Origin of the sequence: Pseudomonas sp. H26/SER47-MNA-CIBAN-0231 (assembly GCF_040310465.1) — a bacterium.
Lineage (GTDB): Bacteria > Pseudomonadota > Gammaproteobacteria > Pseudomonadales > Pseudomonadaceae > Aquipseudomonas > Aquipseudomonas atacamensis.
Genome location: NZ_JBEOPW010000001.1, coordinates 35,179 through 59,231 on the forward strand (window position 1 = coordinate 35,179; position 24,053 = coordinate 59,231).

Consider the following 24,053-nt stretch of genomic DNA (forward strand, 5'->3'; position numbering starts at 1 on the left):
AAGACGTCCGCGTAAGGTGCGGCACATGGATAAATGGATTGAGTTGGTCAAGGCCAAGATGAGTGAACTCAAAGTCACTCAAACAGAGCTCGGAGAGCGCGTCGGCATGTCCCAGGGCGGGATCGGTCATTGGCTGAACAAGCGTCGCGAACCCGGTGTTACCGAAATGAACCGCGTGCTCAAGGCGCTGGGAATGGACTTCCTCGAAGTCGTTCTGGTGATCCGCGAACCGCAGCCGACGCCGGAAGACGAGATGCCGCTGGCGCAGAAGTACAACCCGTACTTCCGTTATCCGGTCTGCGATTGGCGTGCACCGTGCGAAGTGCGTGACACTGCGGCGAGCTATCCCGGAGCATCAGCGAAGCAGCGCTTCGAACTGACGGATTACCACGCTCGCGGCGGTGCGGCGTTCTGGCTGACGGTGACGGGGGATTCGATGACCGCGCCGAGCGGCCAGAGCGTTGCCGAGGGCATGCTGATTCTGGTTGACCCAGAGTTGGAGGCAGTGCCTGGCAAACTGGTGATCGCCCAGTGGCCGGACAGCGAAGAAGCGATTTTCCGCAAACTCGACGAGCAGGCCGGCCAGCGTTACCTGGTGCCGCTCAATCCAACCTGGCCGAAAACCCTGCTAACCGATGAATGCCGGATTATCGGCGTGGTGGTTCAGGCGACGGCGCGTTACTGAACGGATCGATCCTCGCTCAAGGCCAGGATCGATCCTTTTATTTCATCCCTCTTTCAGTTCAACCAAAGCGCTGCCTTCGCTGACCATATCGCCTTCCTGGCAATACAGCGCTTTGATCACACCGGCGTGCGGCGCGCGGATGCTGTGTTCCATCTTCATGGCTTCAAGCACCACCAGTTGCGCCCCGGCCTCAACCGACTGTCCCGTTTCGACCAGCACGCGCACGATGCTGCCGTTCATTGGCGCGGTCAGACCGCCCTGATGGCTGTGGCTGGCTTCAACGGCACTGATCGGATCGAACGCTTCGATGCGCCGCAACTCGCCGTCCCATTGCAGATACAACGCGCCGCCCTGACGAATCGCCCGCAATGTGCGGCGCACGCCGTCATGCTCGATGGTCAGCGCCTCGCCCAGCAGTTCTGCATGGGCCGCAGTTCTCAAGGTCAACGCGCGATCCTGTCCCTCGCAACTCAAATGCACGGTGATTTGCGCCGGCAAACCTGCGCGCAAACCACTGCTGCAAGACCAGGGGGAGGCGGGATCATCCGCCCGCGCACGCTTCGGCAAACTCTGCGCAAACGCCTGCGCCGCCGCCTGCCAGAACTCATCGGTCAACGCGGCTGGTGCTGGCAGCAATTGCTCCTGATAGCGCGGGATAAACCCGGTATCCAGCTCTGCCGCCGCAAACGCCGGATGCGCGATGATCCGGCGCAGGAAATTGATGTTGGTCCTCAGCCCGCCAATCGCAAACTCGTCGAGCATGCTCAACAGACGCAAGCGTGCCTGCTCGCGATCTTCACCCCAAGCAATCAGCTTGCCGAGCATCGGATCGTAGAACGGCGAAATCTCGTCACCTTCCTCAACGCCGCTGTCTACCCGCCGCCCCGGTCCCTGCGCCGATTCGCGGTACAAGTCCAGACGCCCGGTGGCCGGCAGGAAATCATTCGCCGGATCTTCGGCATACAAACGCACTTCGATCGCGTGACCATTGAGTGGCACCTGCGCTTGGGTGATCGGCAGCGCTTCCCCACGGGCGACGCGAATCTGCCAGGCGACCAGATCGAGCCCGGTGATTGCTTCTGTTACCGGGTGCTCGACTTGCAGCCGCGTGTTCATCTCCATGAAGAAAAACTCGCCGCGCGCATCCAGCAAAAACTCCACGGTGCCGGCGCCGACATAACCGATCGCCTGCGCCGAACGCACAGCCGCCTCGCCCATTGCCCGGCGCAACTCGGGCGTCAGACCCGGCGCCGGGGCCTCTTCGACGACTTTCTGGTGCCGACGCTGGATCGAGCAGTCGCGCTCGTTGAGGTACAGGCAGTTGCCGTGCTGATCGGCGAACACCTGAATTTCCACATGACGTGGCTTGAGCAAATACTTTTCCACCAACATCCGCGAGTCGCCAAACGACGATTGCGCTTCGCGCTGCGCCGAGGCGAGGGCTTCAGCGAGTTGGCTGACATCCTCGACGACTTTCATGCCTTTGCCGCCACCACCCGCAGTGGCCTTGAGCAGCACCGGATAACCGATGCGTTCGCAGGCTTCGCGGAAGGTGTCGAGGTCCTGCGCTTCGCCGTGATAGCCCGGCACCAGTGGCACGCCGGCCTTTTCCATCAGCGCTTTGGCGGCGGATTTGCTGCCCATCGCATCGATGGCCGAGGCGGGCGGGCCGAGGAAGATCAGTCCGGCGGCTTCGATGGCGCGGGCGAATCCAGCGTTTTCCGAGAGAAAGCCATAGCCGGGATGAATCGCCTGGGCACCGCTGGCCTTGGCGGCGGCGATCAATTTATCGATTTGCAGATAACTCTCGGCAGCCTTGCTGCCGCCCAGATCCACACGGATATCGGCTTCACGGCTGTGCCGCGCATCGCGGTCGGTGGCGCTGTGCACGGCGACAGTGGTCAGGCCCAAAGCCTTGGCGGTGCGCATCACGCGGCAGGCAATTTCGCCGCGGTTGGCCACCAGCAGGGTGGTAATCACAGGTGCGCTCATCAACGCGACTCCTTGGTGGATGCGGCTTGCCAGTTCGGTGGGCGTTTTTGCAGGAAGGCGCGCAAGCCTTCCTGGCCTTCGGCGCTGACGCGAATCCGCGCGATGGCATTTTCGGTATAGCGCCGCAGGGCCGGGGTCAGCGCGCCGTTGCCGACTTCACGCAGCAAGTCCTTGCTGGCGCGCATGGCGGCCGGGCTGTTGAGCAACAGGTTGTCGATCCACTGTTCGACCTGTTGCTCCAGTTCAGCCGCAGGATAGCTTTCGGCGAGCAAGCCGATCTCCCGCGCCCGCTGCCCGCTGAAGCGCTCGGCCGTCAGCGCATAGCGCCGCGCCGCACGCTCACCGATCGCCTGCACCACGAACGGGCTGATCACGGCCGGTGCCAGGCCGATGCGCACTTCCGACAGGCAGAACTGCGCGTCATCGGCGCCGATCGCCATGTCACAGCAACTGATCAAGCCCAGCGCGCCACCGAACGCCGCGCCTTGCACCATGGCCAGCGTGGGGATTTTCAGTTTGGCGAGGTTGTACATCAGCTCGGCCAGTTCGCGGGCATCGTCAAGATTGGTGTGGTAATCGAGTTCCGCTGATTGCTGCATCCACGCCAGGTCGGCACCGGCACTGAAATGCTTGCCACGCCCGCGCAGCAGCAGGAAGCGCAGGCTCGAATCGCTGGCGACCTTGTCGAGGGCGAGGATCAGTTCGCGGATCATCTCGGCGTTGAAGGCGTTGTTTTTCTCGGCGCGATTAAGCCACAGCGTCGCGAAACCGCGTGGGTCGTTTTGCAGTTCGAGGGTATTGAAGTCGTTCATCAGATTCTCCCCATCACATCCGGAACACGCCGAAGCGGCTCGGTTCGATTGGCGCGTTCAGCGACGCGGACAAGGCCAGGGCCAGTACGTCGCGGGTCTGCGCCGGGTCGATGACGCCGTCGTCCCACAGCCGCGCGCTGGAGTAGTAGGGGTGACCCTGTTCTTCGTACTGATCGAGAATCGGCTGCTTGATCTCGGTCTCCTGCTCGGCGCTGAACGCCTGACCGCTGCGTTCGGCTTGTTCGCGTTTGACCTGCACCAGCACACCGGCAGCCTGTTCGGCGCCCATCACGCCAATCCGCGCGTTCGGCCACATCCACAAGAAACGCGGATCGTAAGCGCGACCGCACATGCCGTAGTTGCCGGCACCGAAGCTGCCGCCGATGATCACGGTGAATTTCGGCACCTTGGCGCAGGCCACTGCGGTCACCAGTTTGGCGCCGTGCTTGGCGATGCCGCCGGCTTCGTACTTCTGGCCGACCATGAAACCGGTGATGTTCTGCAGAAACAGCAGCGGGATGCCGCGCTGGCAGGCCAGTTCGATGAAGTGCGCGCCTTTCTGCGCGGCTTCGGCGAAGAGGATGCCGTTGTTCGCCAGAATCGCGATCGGGTAGCCGTGCAAGTGCGCGAAACCGCAGACCAGCGTGGTGCCGAACAGCGCTTTGAATTCATCGAACACCGAACCGTCGACCAGCCGCGCGATCACTTCGCGCACATCGAATGGCTGCTTGGCGTCAGCCGGAACCACGCCGTACAACTCGTCGCTGGCGTACAGCGGCGCAATCGGCGTGCGTTGCTGCACCTCGCCGAGCTTGCGCCAGTTGAGGTTGGCGACGCTGCGGCGGGCGAGGGCGAGGGCGTGTTCATCGTTCTCGGCGTAATGGTCGGCCACGCCGGAGGTCCTGCAGTGCACATCGGCGCCGCCCAGATCTTCGGCGCTGACCACTTCACCGGTCGCGGCTTTCACCAGCGGCGGGCCGGCGAGGAAAATCGTCGCCTGGTTGCGCACCATGATCGCTTCGTCCGCCATCGCCGGCACATACGCACCGCCTGCGGTGCACGAGCCCATGACCACGGCGATCTGGGGGATGCCCATGGCGCTCATGTTGGCCTGGTTGAAAAAGATCCGCCCGAAGTGCTCGCGGTCCGGAAACACTTCGTCCTGACGCGGCAGGTTGGCACCACCGGAATCCACCAGATAAATGCACGGCAGGCGATTCTGCTGGGCGATGGTCTGCGCACGCAGGTGCTTCTTCACGGTGAGCGGGTAATACGAGCCGCCTTTAACCGTCGCATCATTGGCGACGATCATGCATTCAACGCCTTCAACGCGACCGATGCCGGCGATCACCCCGGCAGCCGGCACGTCTTCGCCGTAAACCGCATGGGCGGCGAGTTGGCTGATTTCGAGAAACGGCGAGCCGGGGTCGAGCAAGCGATTGATGCGCTCGCGCGGCAGCAATTTACCCCGCGAAGTGTGGCGTTCCTGAGCTTTGACACCGCCGCCCTGCGCGACTTGAGCGAGCAAGGTGTGTAGCGCGTCGACCTGTTTGAGCATCGCCGCGCTGTTGGCGGCGAACTCCGCCGAGCGCGGGTTGAGCTGAGTGTGCAGAGTTGCCATGGTCAGCTCCGTTTAGCGGGTTTCGTTGAACAGTTCGCGGCCGATCAGCATGCGGCGGATCTCGCTGGTGCCGGCGCCGATTTCGTAGAGCTTGGCGTCGCGCAGCAGGCGGCCGGCGGGGAATTCGTTGATGTAGCCGTTGCCGCCGAGAATCTGGATTGCGTCGAGGGCCATTTGCGTGGCGCGTTCGGCGGTGTAGAGGATCACCCCGGCCGCGTCCTTGCGCGTGGTTTCGCCGCGCTCGCAGGCCTGGGCCACTGCGTACAGATAAGCGCGGCTGGCATTGAGCTGGGTATACATGTCGGCGACTTTGCCCTGGATCAGCTGGAATTCGCCGATGCTCTGGCCGAACTGCTTGCGGTCGTGGATGTACGGCACGATCAGGTCCATGCACGACTGCATGATCCCGGTCGGGCCACCGGAGAGCACCACGCGTTCGTAATCGAGGCCGCTCATCAGCACTTTCACGCCACCGTTGAGCACACCAAGGATGTTCTCTTCCGGTACTTCGACGTCATCGAAAAACAGCTCGCAGGTGTTGGAGCCGCGCATGCCGAGCTTGTCGAACTTGTTGCTGCGGCTGAAGCCTTTCCAGTCGCGTTCGACGATGAACGCGGTGATGCCGTGGGGGCCTTTTTCCAGGTCGGTCTTGGCGTAGATCACGTAGGTATTGGCGTCGGGGCCGTTGGTGATCCAGGTTTTGCTGCCGTTGAGGACGAAGCGGTCGCCACGTTTGTCGGCGCGCAGTTTCATCGATACCACGTCGGAACCGGCGTTGGGCTCGCTCATCGCCAGCGCGCCGACGTGCTCGCCGCTGATCAGTTTTGGCAGGTATTTGCTTTTCTGTTCGTGGTTGCCGTTGCGGTTGATCTGGTTGACGCAAAGGTTGGAGTGCGCGCCATAGGACAACGCCACCGACGCCGAGCCACGGCTGATTTCTTCCATCGCCACTACGTGCGCCAGATAACCCAGACCCGCGCCGCCGTACTCTTCCGGCACGGTGATGCCGAGCAGGCCCATGTCACCGAATTTGCGCCACATGTCGGCGGGGAACAGGTTGTCGTGATCGATCTGCGCGGCACGCGGGGCGATCTGATCGGCGACGAAGGACTGCACCTGATCGCGCAGCATGTCGATGGTTTCACCGAGGGCGAAATTCAGGGATGGATAGCTCATGTGGCACCTTTTGGCTTTTTTATCGGGTGGAGCGCACGACGAATCGGCGTTCAGCTTTACGTTAACGTAAAGCTTCCAGAGATCGACTGTCAATCGGCTTTACGTAAGCGTCAACTTGGGCGAGAGTAAGGGCAGTTCAGGATCAGATATCGGTTTGTTTCTGGTGGGAGCGAGCCTGCTCGCGAAAGCGCTGTATCAGTCGCCCTAAAGGGTGAATGACGCAGCGTATTCGCGCGCAGGCTCGCTCCCACAGGGATTCAAAACCGGGAAAACCCACTAATAAAGACAATAGGGGTCGTCATGGATCAACCCAGTGCAAACCCGCAGCGCAGCTACACCCGTGGCTCTCAGGACCATGCCCTGCTGGCGATGACCATCGGTCAGCGCTTCGATCAGACTGTCGCACAACATCCGGACGGTGAGGCTTTGGTGGTACGCCATCAGCAGTTGCGTTACTCCTGGCGGCAACTGGCCGACGCGGTGGATGAGCAGGCCAGGGCCTTGCTCGCACTGGGCTTGCAGACCGGCGATCGCCTCGGCATCTGGGCGCCGAATTGCGCGCAGTGGTGCATTACCCAGTTCGCCACGGCGAAGATCGGCGTGGTCCTGGTCAACATCAATCCGGCCTACCGCAGCTCCGAACTCGAGTACGTGCTCAAGCAATCCGGCTGTCAGTGGCTGGTCTGCGCCGGAGCGTTCAAAACCTCGAATTACCACGCAATGCTCCAGAGTCTGGCGCCAGAATTGGCCGAGCACGCCATCGGTCAGCTGCGCAGCGAACGCCTGCCGGAGCTGCGCGGCGTGATCAGCCTCGATGCCAATCCGACGCCCGGGTTTCTGCCGTGGTCGCAGCTCAGCGATCTGGCCGCCAGCGTCTCGTCCGAACAGCTGCGCGAACGCAGCGCCAGTCTGCATTTCGATCAACCGGTGAACATCCAGTACACCTCCGGCACCACCGGTTTCCCCAAGGGCGCGACCCTCAGTCACTACAACATTCTCAACAACGGCTACATGGTCGGCGAAAGCCTCGGCCTGACGACTGCCGATCGTCTGGTGATTCCGGTGCCGCTGTATCACTGCTTCGGCATGGTCATGGGCAACCTCGGTTGCGTCACCCATGGCAGCACGATGATCTACCCCAACGACGCTTTCGATCCGGCCCTGACCCTGCAAGCGGTGGCCGAAGAAAAAGCCACGGCGCTGTACGGTGTGCCGACCATGTTTATCGCCATGCTCGATCAGCCGCAGCGGCAGACCTTCGACCTGTCGAGCCTGCGCACCGGGATCATGGCCGGCGCGACTTGTCCGATCGAGGTCATGCGCCGGGTGATCAACGAAATGCACATGAGCGAAGTGCAGATCGCCTACGGCATGACCGAAACCAGTCCGGTGTCGCTGCAGACCGGGCCTGCTGATGAGCTGGAATTGCGTGTCACCACCGTCGGGCGCACCCAGCCGCAATTGGAAAGCAAGATCATCGACACCGCCGGCAACCTCGTGCCGCGCGGCACCATTGGCGAATTGTGCACGCGCGGTTACAGCGTGATGCTCGGTTACTGGAACAACCCGCAGGCCACCGCCGAAGCCATCGATGAGGCCGGCTGGATGCACACCGGCGACCTGGCGAGCATGAATGAGGAGGGTTACGTCAACATCGCCGGGCGTAACAAAGACATGATCATTCGTGGCGGCGAGAATGTTTATCCCCGTGAGCTGGAGGAATTCTTCTTCACCCATCCTGCGGTGGCGGACGTGCAGGTGATCGGTATTCCCTGCTCACGCTACGGTGAGGAAATCGTCGCCTGGATCAAATTCCACCCCGGCCACAGCGCCTCGGAGCTGGAGCTGCAAAACTGGTGCAAGGAACGCATCGCCCATTTCAAGACACCGCGTTACTTCAAATTCGTCGACGCGTTTCCGATGACGGTGACGGGGAAGATCCAGAAATTCAGGATGCGCGAGATCAGTATCGAGGAGCTGCGCATCAATAAGCCCTGACACAAATCCCTGTAGGAGTGAGCCTGCTCGCGATAGCTGTCTATCAGCCAATATTTGCATCGACTGACAAGACGCTATCGCGAGCAGGCTCACTCCTACAGGAGATTGGGGTGGTTTCAGGAATCACAGAAAGCACAAAGGGGAGCCGAAGCTCCCCTTTAATTTGTCGTTGCGTGCTCTTTTTATTATTGAGGGTCGGTCTGTTGTTGTTTTTGGCAACCGTTGCCCTGTACAGCTTTTTGGCGACCCCCATCCGGGGTCAAGAGCAAACGTATTTTTTTGAGCGCTGATCTGCTTTCTCGTTTAACGATCCAACCGATTCGGGAGCTACCTGAAGGTAGTTTTATTGTTCTCTGCCCGGTTGCGGGTCACTCCTGAGAGCACCCTGAAAAGCACACCTTCTCCAAAAAAATCTGTTAGCTGCGTCTCTGCCGTGTTGTTCTTGTTATGTCAGAGTCGTTTCGTCTTGTTTTTATTGGTTTGCGGCTTTTTATTCTTGTTATGCCATAGAGATAGCAGGTGTCGTGCCAACTTTTAAAAAACCTTACAAATCAGTGAGTTAGTTTTTTCTGGCTTTTTTGCCCCCGGGCAAAGCCAGACAATTTGTTTCCGTGTTACTCGCTTTTGCCCACAGCACTGACGCAGCGGTAACACCTCACTGCGCGCTGCGCGCCTTGGCCACCCGCGAACCGCTCGGGCGGCCGAGCACTGCGCTGATCTGCTGGCCCGCGGCAATCAAGGCGTCCAGGTCGATACCGGTCTCGATGCCCAGGCCATCGAGCAGGTACACCACGTCTTCGGTGGCAACGTTACCGCTCGCGCCTTTGGCGTACGGGCAGCCGCCGAGGCCGGCGATAGAGCTGTCGAACACCGCAATGCCTTCGAGCAGGCTGGCGTAGATGTTGGCCATGGCCTGGCCATAGGTGTCATGGAAATGCCCGGCGAGTCTGTCCCGTGGCACCTGCGCCGAAACCACCTCGAACAGACGCCGGGTCGCGCCCGCCGTGCCGGTGCCGATGGTGTCGCCCAGCGACACTTCATAGCAGCCCATCGCGTAGAGCTCACGGGCGACCATCGCTACTTGCTCCGGCGCAACCGTGCCTTCATACGGGCAGCCCAGCACACAGGAAACGTAACCGCGCACGGTAACGCCGTGTTGTTTGGCGGCCTCCATGATCGGCGCAAACCGCGCCAGGCTCTCGCTTATCGAGCAATTGATGTTGCGCTGCGAGAACGCCTCGGAGGCGGCGGCGAACACCGCGACTTCCTTGACCCCGGCGGCGAGCGCGTCTTCAAAGCCGCGCAAGTTCGGCGCCAGTGCGCCGTAGGTCACGCCGGGTTTGCGCTGGATCTGCGCGAACACTTCGGCGGATCCGGCCATTTGCGGCACCCACTTGGGCGAAACGAAACTGCCGACTTCGATATAGCCGAGCCCTGCGGCGCTCAGGGCGTCGACCAGTTGCACTTTGTCGGCGACGCTGATCGGTTGGGCTTCGTTCTGCAGGCCATCGCGCGGGCCGACTTCGATCAGGCGTACTTGGGAGGGGAGGGACATGGGCGGGACCTGCCTGTTTTTTTTGAGTTCACGAAGAACCCTGTGGGAGCGAGCTTGCTCGCGAAAGCGTAGGGTCAGTGACAGATATTCTGAATGTCAGACCGTACTCGCGAGCAAGCTCGCTCCCACAGGGGAAGTGGTGAATCTTTAGACCGCCTGCTGGCTCTTGAGCGTCTGCTCCAGCGCCTGCACACAGCGCTCTTCGGCTGTGTCCAGCTCGAGCTTCATCTGTTCGATATCGAGCAACTGCTGTTCGAGCTGTTCGCGGCGTTCGCTGATTTTCGCCAGCATGCTGTTGAGCTGTTTGGTGTTACCGCCGGACGGGTCGTAGAGCTCGATCAACTCGCGGCATTCGGCCAGGGAAAAACCGATGCGCTTGCCGCGCAGGATCAGCTTCAGAGTGACCTTGTCGCGCGGCGAATAGATACGTTCCTGGCCACGACGCTCGGGGCTGAGCAGGCCTTGCTCTTCATAAAAGCGGATCGCCCGGGTGGTGATGTCCAGCTCGCGGGCGAGGTCGGAAATGCTGTAGGTCTGACTGCTCATGAAAGCGCTCGGAAAAGGGGCATGGCGCTAAGCTAATCGGTGGTTTACGTTTACGTCAAGCGGGATGGTTTTGGGGTGTCTGTACAGGCCCCTTCGCGAGCAAGCTCGCTCCCACAGTGGATGTGTGTGAACACAGGATTTGTGTTCGACAGAAAACCCTGTGGGAGCGAGCTTGCTCGCGAAGAACGGTGACACGGTGTCGTGTCTTAAACCTTCTCCAGCTTCTTCTCCTGCGCCGTCACCTGCTGGCACAACTCGATCATCTGCTCGCGCATCCAGCGGTTGGCCGGGTCCTGGTCGGTGCTTTCGTGCCAGTACAAATGCGTTTCCACCGACGGCACATCATTCACCGGCAAATTGAACGACTGCAAATCATGGCGGCGGGCGAAGCGTTCCGGCACGGTCATGACCATGTCGGTCTGCTGCATCACTTGCGAAGCCATCAGATAGTGCTGCGAGCGCAGGGCGATCTTGCGCTGGATGCCCATTTTGCCCAGCGCCAGATCGACATAACCCAGCCCGCTGCGGCGGCTGGAAATATGGATGTGGGTCAGCGACAGGTAGTCATCGAGGCTGAGTTTTTCCTTGCCCGCCATTGGGTGGCCCTTGCGCATGGCGCAGACGTAACGGTCGTCCATCAGCTTGACGTGGCGCACCTGCGGGTCGGTATTGAGCGGAGCATCCACGGCGAAATCCAGACGCCCGGCCGCGAGTTCCTTGGTGGTTTCCCGGCGTTTCGACAGAAAGCTTTCGATGATCACCGTTGGCGCGAGGCGGCGCAGGCGCTGGAACAGTGGCGGCAGAATGATTGCTTCCGTCAGGTCGGTCATGCTGATGCGGTAGGTCTTGACCGCCTGCGCCGGGTTGAAGATGCGACTTTCCTGCACCGATACGCGCAGCAGCGACAGGGCGTTGCGCACCGGGCCGATGATGTTCTGCGCCATCGGCGTGGGCACCATGCCCTGAGCGGTACGCACGAAGAGCGGGTCGTTGAAGGTTTCGCGCAACCGCGCCAGCGCGTTGGACACCGCCGGCTGGGTGATCCCGACAATCTGCCCGGCGCGGGTCAGGTTGGCTTCGGTGTAGATCGCGTCGAAGACGATGAAAAGGTTCAGGTCGACCTTGCTCAGATTCATAACGCGGCTTCTCTTGTTATTAAGTGCAAGTGTTTTGGCGCTGACGATCAGCGGATCATATATTGGTGATGAATGTTTATACACGCCGAGAATAGGCTAGGTAAATGATCAGCGCTGTTCTAGCATCGATTGCATGACTTGAACAACCTCTGCCCGAGAAGGTAACTACCCATGGATTTCGCTTATTCGCCCAAGGTTCAGGAACTGCGTGAGCGCGTGACTGCGTTCATGGACACTTACGTTTACCCGGCCGAAGCGGTGTTCGAACGCCAGGTCGCCGAGGGCGATCGCTGGCAGCCGACCGCGATCATGGAAGAGCTCAAGGCCAAGGCCAAGGCTGAGGGTCTGTGGAATTTGTTTCTGCCTGAGTCCGAGCTGGGCGCCGGCCTGAGCAACCTCGAATATGCGCCATTGGCGGAAATCATGGGCCGTTCCCTGCTGGGGCCGGAGCCGTTCAACTGCTCGGCGCCGGACACCGGCAACATGGAAGTGTTGGTGCGCTACGCCAATGAAGAACAGAAACAGCGCTGGCTCGAGCCGCTGCTGCGCGGCGAGATCCGTTCGGCGTTCGCCATGACCGAACCTGACGTGGCGTCTTCCGACGCAACCAACATGGCCGCCCGAGCTGTGCGTGACGGCGATCAGTGGGTAATCAACGGCAAGAAATGGTGGACTTCCGGCGCTTGCGATCCGCGCTGCAAGATTCTGATCTTCATGGGCCTGAGCAACCCCGACGCGCCGCGTCACGCCCAGCACTCGATGATCCTCGTGCCGGTCGATACCCCCGGGGTGAAGATCGTCCGGCCGCTGCCGGTGTTCGGTTACGACGATGCACCGCACGGTCACGCCGAAGTGCTGTTCGATAACGTTAGGGTGCCGTACGAAAACGTCCTGCTCGGTGAAGGACGCGGCTTTGAAATCGCTCAGGGTCGCCTTGGCCCAGGGCGGATTCACCACTGCATGCGTTCGATCGGCATGGCCGAACGTGCGCTGGAACTGATGTGCAAACGCTCGGTGAGCCGCACCGCATTCGGCAAACCGCTGGCGCGTCTGGGCGGCAACATCGACAAGATCGCCGACTCGCGGATGGAGATCGACATGGCGCGTCTGCTGACGTTGAAAGCGGCATACATGATGGACACCGTCGGCAACAAAGTGGCGAAAAGCGAGATCGCGCAGATCAAAGTCGTCGCACCGAACGTGGCCTTGCAGGTGATCGACCGGGCGATCCAGATGCACGGTGGGGCAGGGGTGTCGAACGATTTCCCGCTGGCCTATATGTATGCGATGCAGCGCACCCTGCGCCTGGCCGACGGCCCGGACGAAGTGCACCGCGCGGCGATTGGCAAGTTCGAGATCGGCAAGTATGTGCCGAAGGAGATGCTGCGCAGCGGCCAGTAATACCGAGTAGCCTCATTCGCATTCCCCTCAGTCTGATCGTTCCCACGCTCTGCGTGGGAATGCCGCCATGGACGCTCTGCGTCCACTGTGACGCGGAGCGTCACGGGATGCGTTCCCACGCGGAGCGTGGGAACGATCAGGCGTCAGGATCAATACACCCAAACCTCAACCCGCCGGTTCTTGATCCGCCCCTCATCCGCACTGTTGGTCGCCACCGGCATCAGCGCACCAAAGCCGCGGACTTCGCGCATGACCACACCGTTCCTGACCAGCTCGCGGCGCACCGCCATCGCTCGCAGTTTCGACAGCAGATCAGCCCGCGCCGGGTCATCTTTCAAATCACCAAACCCCACCAGCGTCACCGCCCGTTCGGTCTTGCCATGGCGCTTTATATAGTCGAGCACCCGCGCCAGATCCTGCCGCGCCTTGTTGTCCAGACTGGCGCTGCCCTCGGCAAAACGGAAATTCACTGTCAGACGCTGGGCATGCCGGCTGAGAGATTGATAACCCTCGGGCATCAGCGCATTCGGCGCCACGCTCATGGCTTGTACGGTCTGGCTGACAAAACCGCTGGTCGCGACGATCGCCTGACCCTGTGGACTTTGCGCGAACGTTGCCAACGCCTGCGCCCACGGATTGCGGCTGTCCGGCGGTAGATAAAAGAACAAGCGCCGCGACAGCGGATAATCTTCGGTGGCGATCAGACTGTTCAGCGGCAGCATCGCTTGCGAGGCGCCATCGGCAATCGCCACGGCTTTGGCCTGACGCACGTAAGGCAAGCCGATGAAGCCGATACCTTGCGGATCGGCGCTGACCGCGTCGGACAACTGCTCGCTGGATTCGAAACGTTTCGCTGCGCTGCTGAGACTTTTCCCGCGCCGGCTCAGGACCAGTTCCTTGAACGTGTCGTACGTCCCGGACTGATCATCCCGCGCATATAAATGAATGGCGCCGCCACGGCTACCGAGCTCTTCCCAGGTTTTCACTTCGCCGGCAAAAATCCGCGCCAGTTGCTCGGTGTTCAACTGCTCAAGCGGGTTGGCCGGGTTGAGGATGATCGCCAGTCCGTCGATGGCAATGACTTGCTCGGCCGCCGGGCTTTTCAGATCGCCGAGGGCTTGCAGGGCAAGCAGTTCGCTGTCCTTGATCTCACGGGAAGAGGCGGCCAGATCGGCGCTGGCGTTTTTCAATGCAGTGAAGCCAGTGCTGGAACCGTGGGCGGCGACTTCGATGACCACGCGTTGCCCTTGTGCGGTCTCGCCGACGATGCGTTGTTCGTTGGCGGTGTCCGGGGTTTCGCGGTGGATTTTCAGCAGGCCTTGTTCCTGCAACAGGCCTTCGACCAGCGCCGGGCCGAGTTCGGCGCCGATGGTGTTGGAGCCCTGAATGCGCAATGCCGGGCCGTTTTCGGGGATCGGCAGGGCGGCGGCGGACACCGACAGCCAGCCACTCAACAGGAAAACGCAGAGAACACGCAGGGTCATGCCGGCACCGAATCAAGCCAAGGGGATTGCCGGGGAGATTAAGTCAGGCGCGTGACCGAAATATGACAGGGGTTGAAGGGTGTAAATATCAATTGTGGGAGCGAGCTTGCTCGCGAAGGCGGCGTATCAGCAACATATCTGATTACTGACACTCCGCCTTCGCGAGCAAGCTCGCTCCCACAGGGATCTCAGGCAACTCGCGAATCAGGCCAGCTCAAGCCAGATCGGCGCATGGTCCGATGGTTTTTCCATGCCGCGCAGTTCGTAGTCCACGCCGGCATCCTTGACCCGTGGCAGCAGGCCATGGGAAGCCAGAATCACATCGATGCGCAGGCCACGCTTCGGTTCATCTTCGAAACCACGGCTGCGATAGTCGAACCAACTGAACATGTCGCTCACGTCGGGGTTGAGGTGCCGATAGCTGTCGGTCAGGCCCCAGTTCTTCAGGCGCGCCATCCACTCGCGTTCTTCCGGCAGGAAGCTGCATTTGCCGGTTTTCAGCCAGCGCTTCATGTTGTCCGGGCCGATGCCGATGTCGCAGTCTTCCGGGGAAATGTTCACATCACCCATCACCACCAGTGGCTGTTCATTGTGGAACTGGCTTTCCAGCAGCGCTTGCAGGTCGCTGTAGAAACGCTCCTTGGCGGGGAATTTGGTTGGGTGGTCGCGGCTTTCACCTTGTGGGAAATAGCCGTTCATGATCGTCACCGGCACGCCGTTGGCATCGGCAAAAGTGCCCCAGATAAAGCGCCGTTGCGCGTCTTCTTCGTCAGTGGCAAAGCCTTTATGGATGGCGATCGGTTCGTTGCGCGAAAGGAGGGCGACACCGTAATGGCCCTTCTGGCCATGGAAGTGCACGTGGTAGCCGAGGGCGCGGATGTCTTCGTGGGGGAACTGGTCGTCGTGGACCTTGGTTTCCTGCAGGCCGATCACGTCGGGCTGATGTTTTTCGATCAGCGCTGCCAGCTGATGCGGACGGGCACGCAGTCCGTTGATGTTGAAGGAAACAATCTTCATGGTCGGCAGTCCTGGCAAAAGGGCGATGCTAGCTGACATGGGGGAGATGGGCCAGTGTGGGAGAAATCAATTTCACCTGTGGGATTTGTAGCGCTTGTCCCGGCCCCATCGCTGGCAAGCCAGCTCCCACAGGTTTCTGTGGTGTATGTAAATGTTGTGAACGACGCAGACACTGTGGGAGCTGGCTTGCCAGCGATGAGGCCCGCCCCAGTCGATGAAGATCCGAGGCTGGTCTAACCTGTCAGGGGAACCACCACATCCGCCCAAGGTTCGTACCAACAAGCGCGCCAGTCTCCGAGCGCGCCTCCGGGGAGAATCACTGCAATGCCTGAAACCCAGTCCGCCGTTGCCGACATCCACATGCTCGACCGCGGCTATTCACGCGAAGCCCGCTCGTTGCTGTATCAGGCCTATCGCCACGAGCCAACCTTCGGCTATCTGTTCGAAGCCGAGCGACCCGGCTACGAACAACGCGTGCGCGCGACGGTGCGCGAGCTGGTCAAACAGCATTTTCTGCAGGACCTGCCGGCAATCGGCCTGCTGGTCAACGACCGCTTGATCGGCATCGCCCTGATCGCACCGCCGCAACGGCGCCTGGGCGTTACCGAAAGCTGGGCGTGGCGCTTGCGCATGGTGCTCAGCACCGGTTTTCGCTGCACCCGGCGTTATCTGGAATACCACGACGCCGTCGCCGCATGCGTGCCGGGTGACTCGGTGCACATGCTGCCGCTGCTCGGCATTCACCCGCAGTTTCAGGGCAAGCACTACGGCGAACAGTTGCTCACCGCCGTGCACAACTGGTGCGCGGTCGATGAAACCTCGCAAGGGGTGGTGCTCGACACCGGCAACCCGCGCTACCTGGAATTCTATAAAAGGCAGGGTTATCAGGAGATCGGCGAGGTTGCCGTCGGGCCGGTGCGCGAACACGTATTTTTCCACGCCAATCCGCAGGTGTTACAAACAGCAACGGGATAATGATCGAACTTCTTCACAAATTACCTGTTCTATCAGGCTCCCGAGCCCGTGATAGCATCCGCGCCTATGAAGTTTCCACGAAGATTTACCAGCGGCGTGCTGATGCTGTTATCCAGCTGCGCGGCGCTGGCGCAAAGTGAATTGGATGTACGGATCAAGCCGTCCAACGATGAACTCAAGGCCAATATAGAAGGCTATATCGGCAGCCTCGGCGATCGCGACGAAGAAGCCTTGCTGCGTTTCAGTCGCGGCGCCGAAGAGCAGGCGCGCAAAGCGGCGCAGGCGTTGGGCTACTACCAGCCGCAGATCGACAGTGACGTCAAGGGCGGGGAAAAACCGCGTCTGGTGCTGAACATCGATCCCGGCGAGCCGATTCGCCTGCGCAACGTCACCGTGCGCGTCGACGGCCCGGCGGCCTCGCTGAAATCCTTTCGCGTACCGAAGAGCGACCTGCTCAAGTCCGGCTCCGTGCTCAACCATGGCCGTTACGAAGACGCCAAACGGGTGATCCAGAACCAGGCCTCGCGCTTTGGTTACTTCAGCGGTCATTTCACCAGCCAGAAACTCATGGTCGATCCCCGCGCGGGCGTGGCCGACATCGAATTGATCTACGACAGCGGCCCGCGTTATGCGCTGGGCAAAGTCAGCTTCGAGGGCGACACGCCGTTCGACGAAGACCTGCTGCAACGCATGGTGCCGTTCAAGGAAGGCGAGCCATACGACTCGGAACTGATCGCCGAACTCAACCGCGACCTGCAATCGAGCGGCTATTTCGAAGGCGTGCGCGTCGATGCAGCACCGACGGCAGCGCAGAACGATGTGATTCCGGTCGCCGTCAAACTCGACACGCGCAAGCCGCGCACCATGGGCCTGGGCCTCGGTTATTCGACCGACGTCGGCCCACGGATCAAGGCCAACTGGACGCGCCACTGGGTCAACCCGCAGGGCGACAGCTATGGCTGGGAGGCCGAACTCTCGGCGCCCCGGCAGAACGTCGGGCTGTTCTACGACATACCGCTCGACCCACCACTGACCGACAAATTGCGTTGGGCCGGCGGCTATCAGTTCGAAGACATCGAAGGCTCCGACACCCTCAGCAAGCTGCTGACCTTCGGCCCGGAATGGCACAGCAAGTTGCCCAGCGGCTGGCAGCGGGTGATCTCGTTGAAATGGCAACGTGAAGAATACGAACTCGGCGACGACTCCGGCCTGAGCACGTTGCTGATGCCCGGCATCAGTTATTCGTACCTCAAAAGCGACAACCGCATCGACCCGCGCAACGGCTATCGCCTGAGCTTCGAAAGCAAAGTGGCCAAGGAAGGCCTCGGTTCGGACAACAACCTTTTATATGGCACCGCGCTGGTCAAAGGCCTGACCACGGTGTTCGACAAGCACCGCTTGCTCGGCCGCGTGCAGGTCGGCGGCAGCGCCACCAACGGCTACAACTCGGTTCCGCCATCGCTGCGCTTTTTTGCCGGTGGCGATCAGAGCGTGCGCGGTTACGACTATCAGAGCCTGTCGCCGAAAAATTCCGATGGCAAACGTATTGGCGGTCGCTACATGGTGGCCGGCAGCGTCGAATATCAATACTCGATCGCCGAAAAATGGCGGGTCGCGACGTTCGTCGACCAAGGCAACTCTTTCAACAAACTCGAACTGCCCGACCTCAAGACCGGGGTCGGTGTGGGTGTGCGCTGGGTCTCGCCGGTCGGGCCGATCCGCCTTGACCTGGCCCATGCGCTGGACGACGACGGCGGCATCCGGCTGCACTTTTCCATGGGGCCTGAGCTGTGAAGCGTGGTGTGAAAATAACAGCGCTGACTTTGTTGGCGCTGGTCGTGTTGATCGTCTTGAGCCTGGCCGCACTGCTTGGCACGCAGGCCGGCAGTCGTTGGGTGCTGGGCCTGGTGCCGGGCCTGAGCGTGGAGAATTTCCACGGTCGCCTCGCTGGGCAGTGGAGCGCCGATCACCTGGTGTGGCAGCAGGACACCAGCCGTGTCGAGCTGAACAAGGCGATCTTCGCCTGGTCGCCGCTGTGCCTGACGCGCATGACCTTGTGCATCGATCAGCTCAAGGCCGATCAGGTAATCCTGCAATTCCCGCCGAGCGAAGAGACCACCGAGAGCGGCCCGATCACACTGCCGGACCTTCAATTGCCGTTGGCCATCGAATTGGGCGACGTCGAGGTGGGCAGCCTGTTGTTCAATGGCAGCGAACAACTCAAGGGCTTGCAACTGGCTGCGCACTGGACCGCTCAAGGCTTGCAGATCGACAGCGTGAAATTGCAGCGCGACGAGCTCAGCCTGAACCTGTCCGGCCTGCTGCAACCGAGCGGTAACTGGCCGCTGACGATTCAGGGCGATTTGACTTTGCCGTCTCCCGGCAGCGAGCCGTGGACCCTGGCGCTGAAAGTTGAAGGCGATCTGCTGAAAACCCTCAACCTGCACGCCGACAGCCGTGGCTACCTCGACGGCCAGTTGAACGGTGAACTGCAAGCGCTGGCGGAAAACCTGCCGGCCAAGGTGCGCATCACCAGCGACGCGTTCAAGCCGAGCGCCGATCTGCCGGACACCCTGCAATTCAATCAGCTTGTGCTCACGGGCGAAGGCGACCTGAAAAACGGTTACCAACTGCTCGGCAACGCCACGCTGCCCGCCGAAAAATCGCCAGTGGCGCTGCTGCTCAAGGGCAAGGTTGACGCCAATGGCGCGCAGATCGCCGGCCTCGACCTCAACGCCAACGACACGCAAAGCCTCAAGCTCACCGGCAACGTCGACTGGAGCAAGGGCCTCAGCGCTCAGGCCAATATCAACTGGCAAGACTTCCCGTGGCACCGGCTCTATCCGGAAATCGACGAGCCGCAAGTGACGTTGCGCACCTTTACCGGCGAAGTGTCCTACACCGACGGTCAGTACCTCGGCAATTTCGACGCGGCGCTGGATGGCCCGGCGGGGGCGTTCACCTTGAGCAGTCCGTTCAGCGGCAGCCTCGAACAGATCGCCTTGCCGCAACTGGTCATGCAGGCCGGGCAGGGCAAGGCCGAAGGGCACGTCAATGTGCGCTTCGCCGACGGCATCGCCTGGGATACCGCGCTGGATCTGTCGGCGCTCAACCCGGCGTACTGGGTCGCGGAGCTGCCGGGCACGCTGGCCGGGCCGTTGCAGAGCAAAGGCGAGATGAAGAATGATCAGCTCAGCCTCAGCGCCGACCTTGACCTCAAAGGCAAATTGCGCGGTCAGCCGGCAATTCTGCAAGCCAAGGCTGACGGCGCTGGCGAGCGGTGGAACCTCAACGCCCTGCAGATCCGCCTCGGCGATAACAGCATCAACGGCAAGGGCAGCCTGCAGGACAAACTCGGCGGGCAGATCGACATCAAGCTGCCGCGTCTGGCCCAGCTCTGGCCGCAATTGCGCGGGCAGGTCAACGGTCAGGTCAACGTCGGCGGTACGCTGAAGGCGCCGCAGGGCAAGCTTGATCTGCAAGGTTCGCAACTGGCCTTCCAGGACAATCGCCTGCAAAGCCTCAACCTCGATGCCACGCTCGACAGCGCGCAGCGGGCGAAGATCAATCTCAAGGGCAGCGGCATTCAGACTGGCGATACCTCGTTGGGCACCCTGACCGCCAGTGCTCAGGGCGATATCAAAAGCCAGAAACTCAACCTCGACCTGATCGGACCGAAGCTGAAACTGGCGCTGGGTCTGGACGGCAACTTCGACAAGGGCAACTGGCGCGGACGTCTGGCCAGTGGCGACATTCAGGCCGGTGGCCAGGACTGGAAGCTGCAAGGCCCCGCAAAACTGGAGCGCCTGGCGGACGGTCAGATCAGTTTCGGCGCGCATTGCTGGCTGTCCGGCAACGCCAGCCTGTGTGGCGAAGACCAACGCCTGATGCCCGAGCCGAAGCTGCGTTATCACCTCAAGCAATTCCCGATCGAAAGCCTTGCGCAATGGTTGCCCAAGGACTTCGCCTGGCAGGGTCGACTCAACGCCGATCTGCAACTGGACTTGCCGGCCAGCGGCCCGAACGGCGTGGTCAGTGTCGATGCCAGCGGCGGCACCCTGCGCGTGCGCGACAAGGATCAGTGGCTGGATTTCCCCTACCAGACCCTCAAACTCAGCAGCAAGCTCACGCCCAAGCGCGTCGACACCGAGCTCAATTTTGTCGGCGGCAAACTCGGCGAATTGCTGGTGCAGGCGCAGCTCAATCCGCTGCCGAAAAACAAACCGCTGAGCGGCTCGTTCCGCCTTTCCGGCCTCGATCTGTCGGTGGCGCGGCCGTTCGTGCCGATGGTGGAAAAACTCACCGGCCGGCTCAACGGCAGCGGCACTATTTCCGGTGGCCTGCTCGCACCGCTGGTCAATGGCACTGTGCAGCTCAGCGATGGCGAAGTGTCCGGCGCCGAACTGCCGATGGAGCTGCAGAATCTGCAACTGACTGCGGCGATCGCCGGCGAATCGATGCGCCTGGACGGTGGCTGGAACAGCGGCAAGACTGGCAAGGGCAGCCTCAACGGCAACGTCGTCTGGGGGCAGGCGCTGGTGGTCGATCTGGCGCTCAAGGGCACGCAATTGCCGGTCAGCGTCGAGCCCTACGCCAAACTGGAAATGGCCCCGGACCTGAAGATTTCCATGGCCGGCGATGAGCTGAAAGTTGCCGGCAAGGTGCTGGTGCCGAAAGGCGAAATCACCGTGCGTGAATTGCCGCCATCGACGGTAAAGGTCTCCGACGACACGATCATCGTCGGTGCGCAGACCGAGGAGGGCAAACCACCGATCGCGATGAAAATGGACATCGACGTAATCGTCGGTCAAGACAAGCTGAGCTTTGCCGGTTTCGGCCTGACCGCGAATCTGCAAGGTCAGGTGCACATCGGCGACAACATGGACACCCGTGGCGAACTGTGGCTCAACGACGGCCGCTATCGCGCCTACGGCCAGCGCCTGACGGTGCGTCGCGCGCGTCTGTTGTTCGCCGGCCCCATCGACCAGCCGTATCTGGACATCGAAGCGATCCGCCAGACCGACGACGTCATCGCCGGTATTCGCCTGAGCGGCAGCGCCGAACAACCGACCACGCAGATCTTCTCCGAACCGGCGATGAGTCAGGAACAGGCGCTGTCGTACCTGGTGCTGGGCCGTCCGCTGAGCACCAGCGGCGAAGATAACAACATGCTCGCGCAAGCCGCGCTGGGCCTGGGCCTGATGGGCAGTGCCGGGATCACCAGTGGTCTGGCCAAGGATCTGGGGATTCAGGACTTCCAACTCGACACCCAAGGCAGCGGCAACGACACCAGCGTCGTCGCCAGCGGCAACATCTCGGAAAAACTCAGCCTGCGCTACGGCGTCGGCGTCTTCGAACCGGCCAGCACCATCGCCTTGCGCTACAAGCTGAGCAAGAAGGTCTACGTCGAAGCGGCGAGCGGCGTGGCGAGTTCGCTGGATATTTTCTACAAGCGGGATTTCTAGAGCGCACCTGCTCATTTGAACCGAGTCGCACCCTTCGCGAGCAGGCTCGCTCCCACATTGGAACGCGTTTTCCCTGTGGGAGCGAGCCTGCTCGCGAGTGCGATCGCTCACGCGATAAAACCCAGCCCACTGGTCAACTAATTACCAAGCCCCCTAACTATTGCGTTGACATTCGCTGCCTAAGCAGTAACATCTCGACATACATTCACTGCCTAGGCAGTTATCAGGTCGAGCCATGAAGCATTTCACCCCGGAAGAATTCAAACATTGCCACCTCGGCCTGTTGCTCGGTCGTGCCGCACTGCTCAAGGACCGGATCATCGATACCCACATGGAACCCCACGGCATCACCGCCGCGCAGTTCAAGGTGTTGATCATCATGGCCCAGTTCGGTGTCGACACCCCGGCCGAGCTGTGCCGGCATCTGTCGCTGGACAGCGGGTCGATGACGCGCATGCTCGATCGTCTCGAGCAGAAGGCTTTTCTGCTTCGTCAGCGCAGCGAAGGCGACCGGCGTCAGGTGCAGTTGAAGCTGACCGAGCAGGGCCAGCAACTGGCTGATCGTCTGCCGCACATCGGTGCCGATGCGATGAATGAACTGGCCGGCGCGATCTCCCGCGACGAGCTGAAAACCCTCGAATACATCCTCAAGAAAATTCTGCTGGCCGCCGGTGACCCGATCACCATCCAGCGTCTAGGTGATCACAATGAGCGCTAACACTTTGCGCAGCAGTCTGACGTTGTTGCTGTCGGCGATGATCCTCGCCGGTTGCGCCAACTACAGCGGCCTCGACACTGAAGGCCAGCGCCTCGACGCGAAGAGCCTGAAGACAGCGCAGTCTCTCGAAGGCGTCACCCTGTCGCCAGCGGCGTGGCCGAAAAGCGATTGGTGGAGCAGCCTCGGCGATCCGCAGCTCGACGGCCTGATCCGCGAAGCGCTGCGCGACAGCCCGGACATGCAGATTGCCGCCGCCCGCGCCCATCAGGCCAGTGCCGCCGCCTATGCCGCCGATGCCGAGCGTTATCCGACCCTCGACGCCAGCGCCGGCATCAGCCGTTCGCGGCTGGCTCGTGATCAGGATCCGCTGGGGCAGGGCGGTGCCTATGCGACGGTGCGCAATGTCAGCGCCGGCTTCAATTACAACTTCGATTTGTGGGGCGGCCAGCGCGATGCCTGGGAAGCCGCACTCGGCGAGGCCCGCGCTGCCGAAGTCGACCGTCAGGCCGCGCAGCTGACACTTGCCGCTGACGTCGCCCGTGCCTATAGCGATCTCGGTCAGGCGCACATCGTTTACGACCTTGCCAGCGAAGACCTCAAGCGCACCCGGCAAATGCTCGACCTCAGTCAGCGCCGCTTGAGTTCGGGGATCGACAGCCAGTACCAGTTCCAGCAAACCCAGAGTCTGGAAGCCAGTTCTCAGGCCAGCCTGATCGACGCGGAAAAACGCTTGAACAGCGCGAAAATCGCCTTGGCCGTATTGCTCGGCAAAGGCCCGGATCGTGGCAACGAAATCGCTCGACCGAAAGTTCTCCAAGCCAGCGCCGTGGCGGTGCCGTCGGTGTTGCCGGCGGAACTGCTCGGACGCCGCCCGGATCTGGTCGCGGCACGCTGGCGTGTCGAAGCGGCGAGCAAAGACATCGATGCGGCGAAAACCCGTTTCTATCCCAACCTCAATCTGTCGGCCTCGGCCGGCGCCGAGTCGTTGCTGGGTGATGCGATGTTCGGTTCGGCCAGCCGCTTCTTCAACATCGCGCCGACCGTGTCGTTGCCGATTTTCGATGGCGGACGCTTGCGCGCCAACCTCGATGCCCGCGACGCCGATTACGATCTGGCGGTGGCGCAGTACAACAAGAGCCTGGTCAAAGCCCTGGGTGATGTCGGCGATACCATCAACCAGCTGCGCGATATCGGCCGGCAGATCGGCGCGCAGCAACACGCCACCGACATCGCTCAGGATTCTTACAACACCGTCGTCCAGCGTTACGGTTCCGGCATCGGCAACTACCTGGACGTGCTCAGCATCGAGCAGCAATTGCTCCAGGCCCAGCGTCAGCTGGCGACCCTCAATGCCGAGCAGATCGACCTGTCGATTCAACTGATGCAAGCGCTGGGCGGCGGCTTTCAGGATGAAAACCTGAACGCAGCCAACGCCAGCCCCGCGTCGTCGCACCCATAATTCAAGGTATTTG

The 24,053-nt window shown here is 61.3% G+C and carries 17 protein-coding genes; 8 read left to right on the plus strand and 9 right to left on the minus strand.

What is annotated here, in order from left to right; translation table 11 throughout:
* Positions 1-25 precede the first annotated feature (25 nt).
* Positions 26-685: a LexA family protein gene (locus tag AAEZ10_RS00165; RefSeq protein WP_071172928.1), complete on the plus strand. Its 660-nt coding sequence runs from the start codon at positions 26-28 to the stop codon at positions 683-685.
* A 42-nt stretch (positions 686-727) separates the two neighbouring features.
* On the opposite strand, the gene AAEZ10_RS00170 is transcribed toward AAEZ10_RS00165, so the two are convergent.
* The 4 genes from AAEZ10_RS00170 to AAEZ10_RS00185 are packed head-to-tail and all read right to left on the minus strand — an operon-like array spanning position 728 to position 6,286.
* A complete protein-coding gene (locus AAEZ10_RS00170) occupies positions 728-2,677 on the minus strand; it encodes an acetyl-CoA carboxylase biotin carboxylase subunit (protein ID WP_350566848.1) in 1,950 nt (649 codons plus the stop codon).
* Positions 2,677-3,489 carry a gamma-carboxygeranoyl-CoA hydratase gene (locus tag AAEZ10_RS00175; RefSeq protein WP_350566851.1) on the minus strand — a complete coding sequence of 271 codons (813 nt, stop codon included), beginning with the start codon at positions 3,487-3,489 and terminating at the stop codon, positions 2,677-2,679. The genes AAEZ10_RS00170 and AAEZ10_RS00175 overlap by 1 nt, the downstream gene beginning before the upstream one ends.
* 13 nt (positions 3,490-3,502) lie before the next feature.
* Positions 3,503-5,110: a carboxyl transferase domain-containing protein gene (locus AAEZ10_RS00180; protein WP_350566854.1), complete on the minus strand. Its 1,608-nt coding sequence runs from the start codon at positions 5,108-5,110 to the stop codon at positions 3,503-3,505.
* 12 nt (positions 5,111-5,122) lie between these two features.
* Positions 5,123-6,286, minus strand: coding sequence for an isovaleryl-CoA dehydrogenase (locus AAEZ10_RS00185; RefSeq protein ID WP_041068789.1), 1,164 nt, complete (start codon positions 6,284-6,286; stop codon positions 5,123-5,125).
* Positions 6,287-6,586: 300 nt separating this feature from the next.
* Between AAEZ10_RS00185 and AAEZ10_RS00190 the strand changes: the two genes are divergently transcribed.
* Positions 6,587-8,284: an AMP-binding protein gene (locus AAEZ10_RS00190; protein WP_350566857.1), complete on the plus strand. Its 1,698-nt coding sequence runs from the start codon at positions 6,587-6,589 to the stop codon at positions 8,282-8,284.
* A gap of 655 nt (positions 8,285-8,939) precedes the next feature.
* Here the strand turns inward: AAEZ10_RS00190 and AAEZ10_RS00195 are convergent.
* The 3 genes from AAEZ10_RS00195 to AAEZ10_RS00205 all read right to left on the minus strand — a co-directional run bounded on the left by AAEZ10_RS00195 (position 8,940) and on the right by AAEZ10_RS00205 (position 11,521).
* The gene (locus AAEZ10_RS00195) at positions 8,940-9,839 is read right to left on the minus strand and encodes a hydroxymethylglutaryl-CoA lyase (protein ID WP_122691939.1); all 900 of its coding nucleotides are present in this window, start codon (positions 9,837-9,839) and stop codon (positions 8,940-8,942) included.
* 147 nt (positions 9,840-9,986) lie between these two features.
* Entirely contained in the window at positions 9,987-10,385 is a 399-nt protein-coding gene (locus AAEZ10_RS00200) for a MerR family transcriptional regulator (protein ID WP_039763349.1), read from the minus strand.
* 206 nt (positions 10,386-10,591) lie between these two features.
* Entirely contained in the window at positions 10,592-11,521 is a 930-nt protein-coding gene (locus AAEZ10_RS00205) for a LysR family transcriptional regulator (protein ID WP_016775308.1), read from the minus strand.
* 171 nt (positions 11,522-11,692) lie between these two features.
* Between AAEZ10_RS00205 and AAEZ10_RS00210 the strand changes: the two genes are divergently transcribed.
* Positions 11,693-12,922 carry an acyl-CoA dehydrogenase gene (locus AAEZ10_RS00210; RefSeq protein ID WP_073471318.1) on the plus strand — a complete coding sequence of 410 codons (1,230 nt, stop codon included), beginning with the start codon at positions 11,693-11,695 and terminating at the stop codon, positions 12,920-12,922.
* A 149-nt stretch (positions 12,923-13,071) separates the two neighbouring features.
* Here AAEZ10_RS00210 and AAEZ10_RS00215 read toward each other — a convergent pair whose 3' ends face one another.
* Both AAEZ10_RS00215 and xthA read right to left on the minus strand, forming a co-directional pair.
* Positions 13,072-14,406, minus strand: coding sequence for a substrate-binding domain-containing protein (locus tag AAEZ10_RS00215; protein WP_073471317.1), 1,335 nt, complete (start codon positions 14,404-14,406; stop codon positions 13,072-13,074).
* A gap of 204 nt (positions 14,407-14,610) precedes the next feature.
* Positions 14,611-15,423, minus strand: a complete 813-nt coding sequence (gene xthA, locus AAEZ10_RS00220; protein WP_073471316.1) for an exodeoxyribonuclease III — start codon at positions 15,421-15,423, stop codon at positions 14,611-14,613.
* Between the two features lie 324 nt (positions 15,424-15,747).
* On the opposite strand from xthA, the gene AAEZ10_RS00225 reads away from it, so the two are divergent.
* The 5 genes from AAEZ10_RS00225 to AAEZ10_RS00245 all read left to right on the plus strand — a co-directional run bounded on the left by AAEZ10_RS00225 (position 15,748) and on the right by AAEZ10_RS00245 (position 24,040).
* Positions 15,748-16,398: a GNAT family N-acetyltransferase gene (locus AAEZ10_RS00225; RefSeq protein WP_350566863.1), complete on the plus strand. Its 651-nt coding sequence runs from the start codon at positions 15,748-15,750 to the stop codon at positions 16,396-16,398.
* 66 nt (positions 16,399-16,464) lie between these two features.
* A complete protein-coding gene (locus tag AAEZ10_RS00230; protein ID WP_350566866.1) occupies positions 16,465-18,192 on the plus strand; it encodes an autotransporter assembly complex protein TamA in 1,728 nt (575 codons plus the stop codon).
* Positions 18,189-21,863 carry a translocation/assembly module TamB domain-containing protein gene (locus AAEZ10_RS00235; RefSeq protein WP_350566869.1) on the plus strand — a complete coding sequence of 1,225 codons (3,675 nt, stop codon included), beginning with the start codon at positions 18,189-18,191 and terminating at the stop codon, positions 21,861-21,863. The genes AAEZ10_RS00230 and AAEZ10_RS00235 overlap by 4 nt, the downstream gene beginning before the upstream one ends.
* 235 nt (positions 21,864-22,098) lie before the next feature.
* A complete protein-coding gene (locus AAEZ10_RS00240) occupies positions 22,099-22,581 on the plus strand; it encodes a MarR family winged helix-turn-helix transcriptional regulator (protein WP_110645491.1) in 483 nt (160 codons plus the stop codon).
* On the plus strand, positions 22,571-24,040 hold the full coding sequence (locus tag AAEZ10_RS00245) for an efflux transporter outer membrane subunit (RefSeq protein WP_350566872.1): 1,470 nt from the start codon (positions 22,571-22,573) through the stop codon (positions 24,038-24,040). Before AAEZ10_RS00240 ends, AAEZ10_RS00245 begins: the two co-directional genes overlap by 11 nt.
* The last annotated feature ends 13 nt before the right edge of the window (positions 24,041-24,053 follow it).

Bases quoted from the DNA above. Each gene is read 5' to 3' on its own strand.
- AAEZ10_RS00165 (WP_071172928.1), top strand. From the start codon at position 26: ATGGATAAATGGATTGAGTTGGTCAAGGCCAAGATGAGTGAACTCAAA.
- AAEZ10_RS00170 (WP_350566848.1), bottom strand. From the start codon at position 2,677: ATGAGCGCACCTGTGATTACCACCCTGCTGGTGGCCAACCGCGGCGAA.
- AAEZ10_RS00175 (WP_350566851.1), bottom strand. From the start codon at position 3,489: ATGAACGACTTCAATACCCTCGAACTGCAAAACGACCCACGCGGTTTC.
- AAEZ10_RS00180 (WP_350566854.1), bottom strand. From the start codon at position 5,110: ATGGCAACTCTGCACACTCAGCTCAACCCGCGCTCGGCGGAGTTCGCC.
- AAEZ10_RS00185 (WP_041068789.1), bottom strand. From the start codon at position 6,286: ATGAGCTATCCATCCCTGAATTTCGCCCTCGGTGAAACCATCGACATG.
- AAEZ10_RS00190 (WP_350566857.1), top strand. From the start codon at position 6,587: ATGGATCAACCCAGTGCAAACCCGCAGCGCAGCTACACCCGTGGCTCT.
- AAEZ10_RS00195 (WP_122691939.1), bottom strand. From the start codon at position 9,839: ATGTCCCTCCCCTCCCAAGTACGCCTGATCGAAGTCGGCCCGCGCGAT.
- AAEZ10_RS00200 (WP_039763349.1), bottom strand. From the start codon at position 10,385: ATGAGCAGTCAGACCTACAGCATTTCCGACCTCGCCCGCGAGCTGGAC.
- AAEZ10_RS00205 (WP_016775308.1), bottom strand. From the start codon at position 11,521: ATGAATCTGAGCAAGGTCGACCTGAACCTTTTCATCGTCTTCGACGCG.
- AAEZ10_RS00210 (WP_073471318.1), top strand. From the start codon at position 11,693: ATGGATTTCGCTTATTCGCCCAAGGTTCAGGAACTGCGTGAGCGCGTG.
- AAEZ10_RS00215 (WP_073471317.1), bottom strand. From the start codon at position 14,406: ATGACCCTGCGTGTTCTCTGCGTTTTCCTGTTGAGTGGCTGGCTGTCG.
- xthA (WP_073471316.1), bottom strand. From the start codon at position 15,423: ATGAAGATTGTTTCCTTCAACATCAACGGACTGCGTGCCCGTCCGCAT.
- AAEZ10_RS00225 (WP_350566863.1), top strand. From the start codon at position 15,748: ATGCCTGAAACCCAGTCCGCCGTTGCCGACATCCACATGCTCGACCGC.
- AAEZ10_RS00230 (WP_350566866.1), top strand. From the start codon at position 16,465: ATGAAGTTTCCACGAAGATTTACCAGCGGCGTGCTGATGCTGTTATCC.
- AAEZ10_RS00240 (WP_110645491.1), top strand. From the start codon at position 22,099: ATGAAGCATTTCACCCCGGAAGAATTCAAACATTGCCACCTCGGCCTG.
- AAEZ10_RS00245 (WP_350566872.1), top strand. From the start codon at position 22,571: ATGAGCGCTAACACTTTGCGCAGCAGTCTGACGTTGTTGCTGTCGGCG.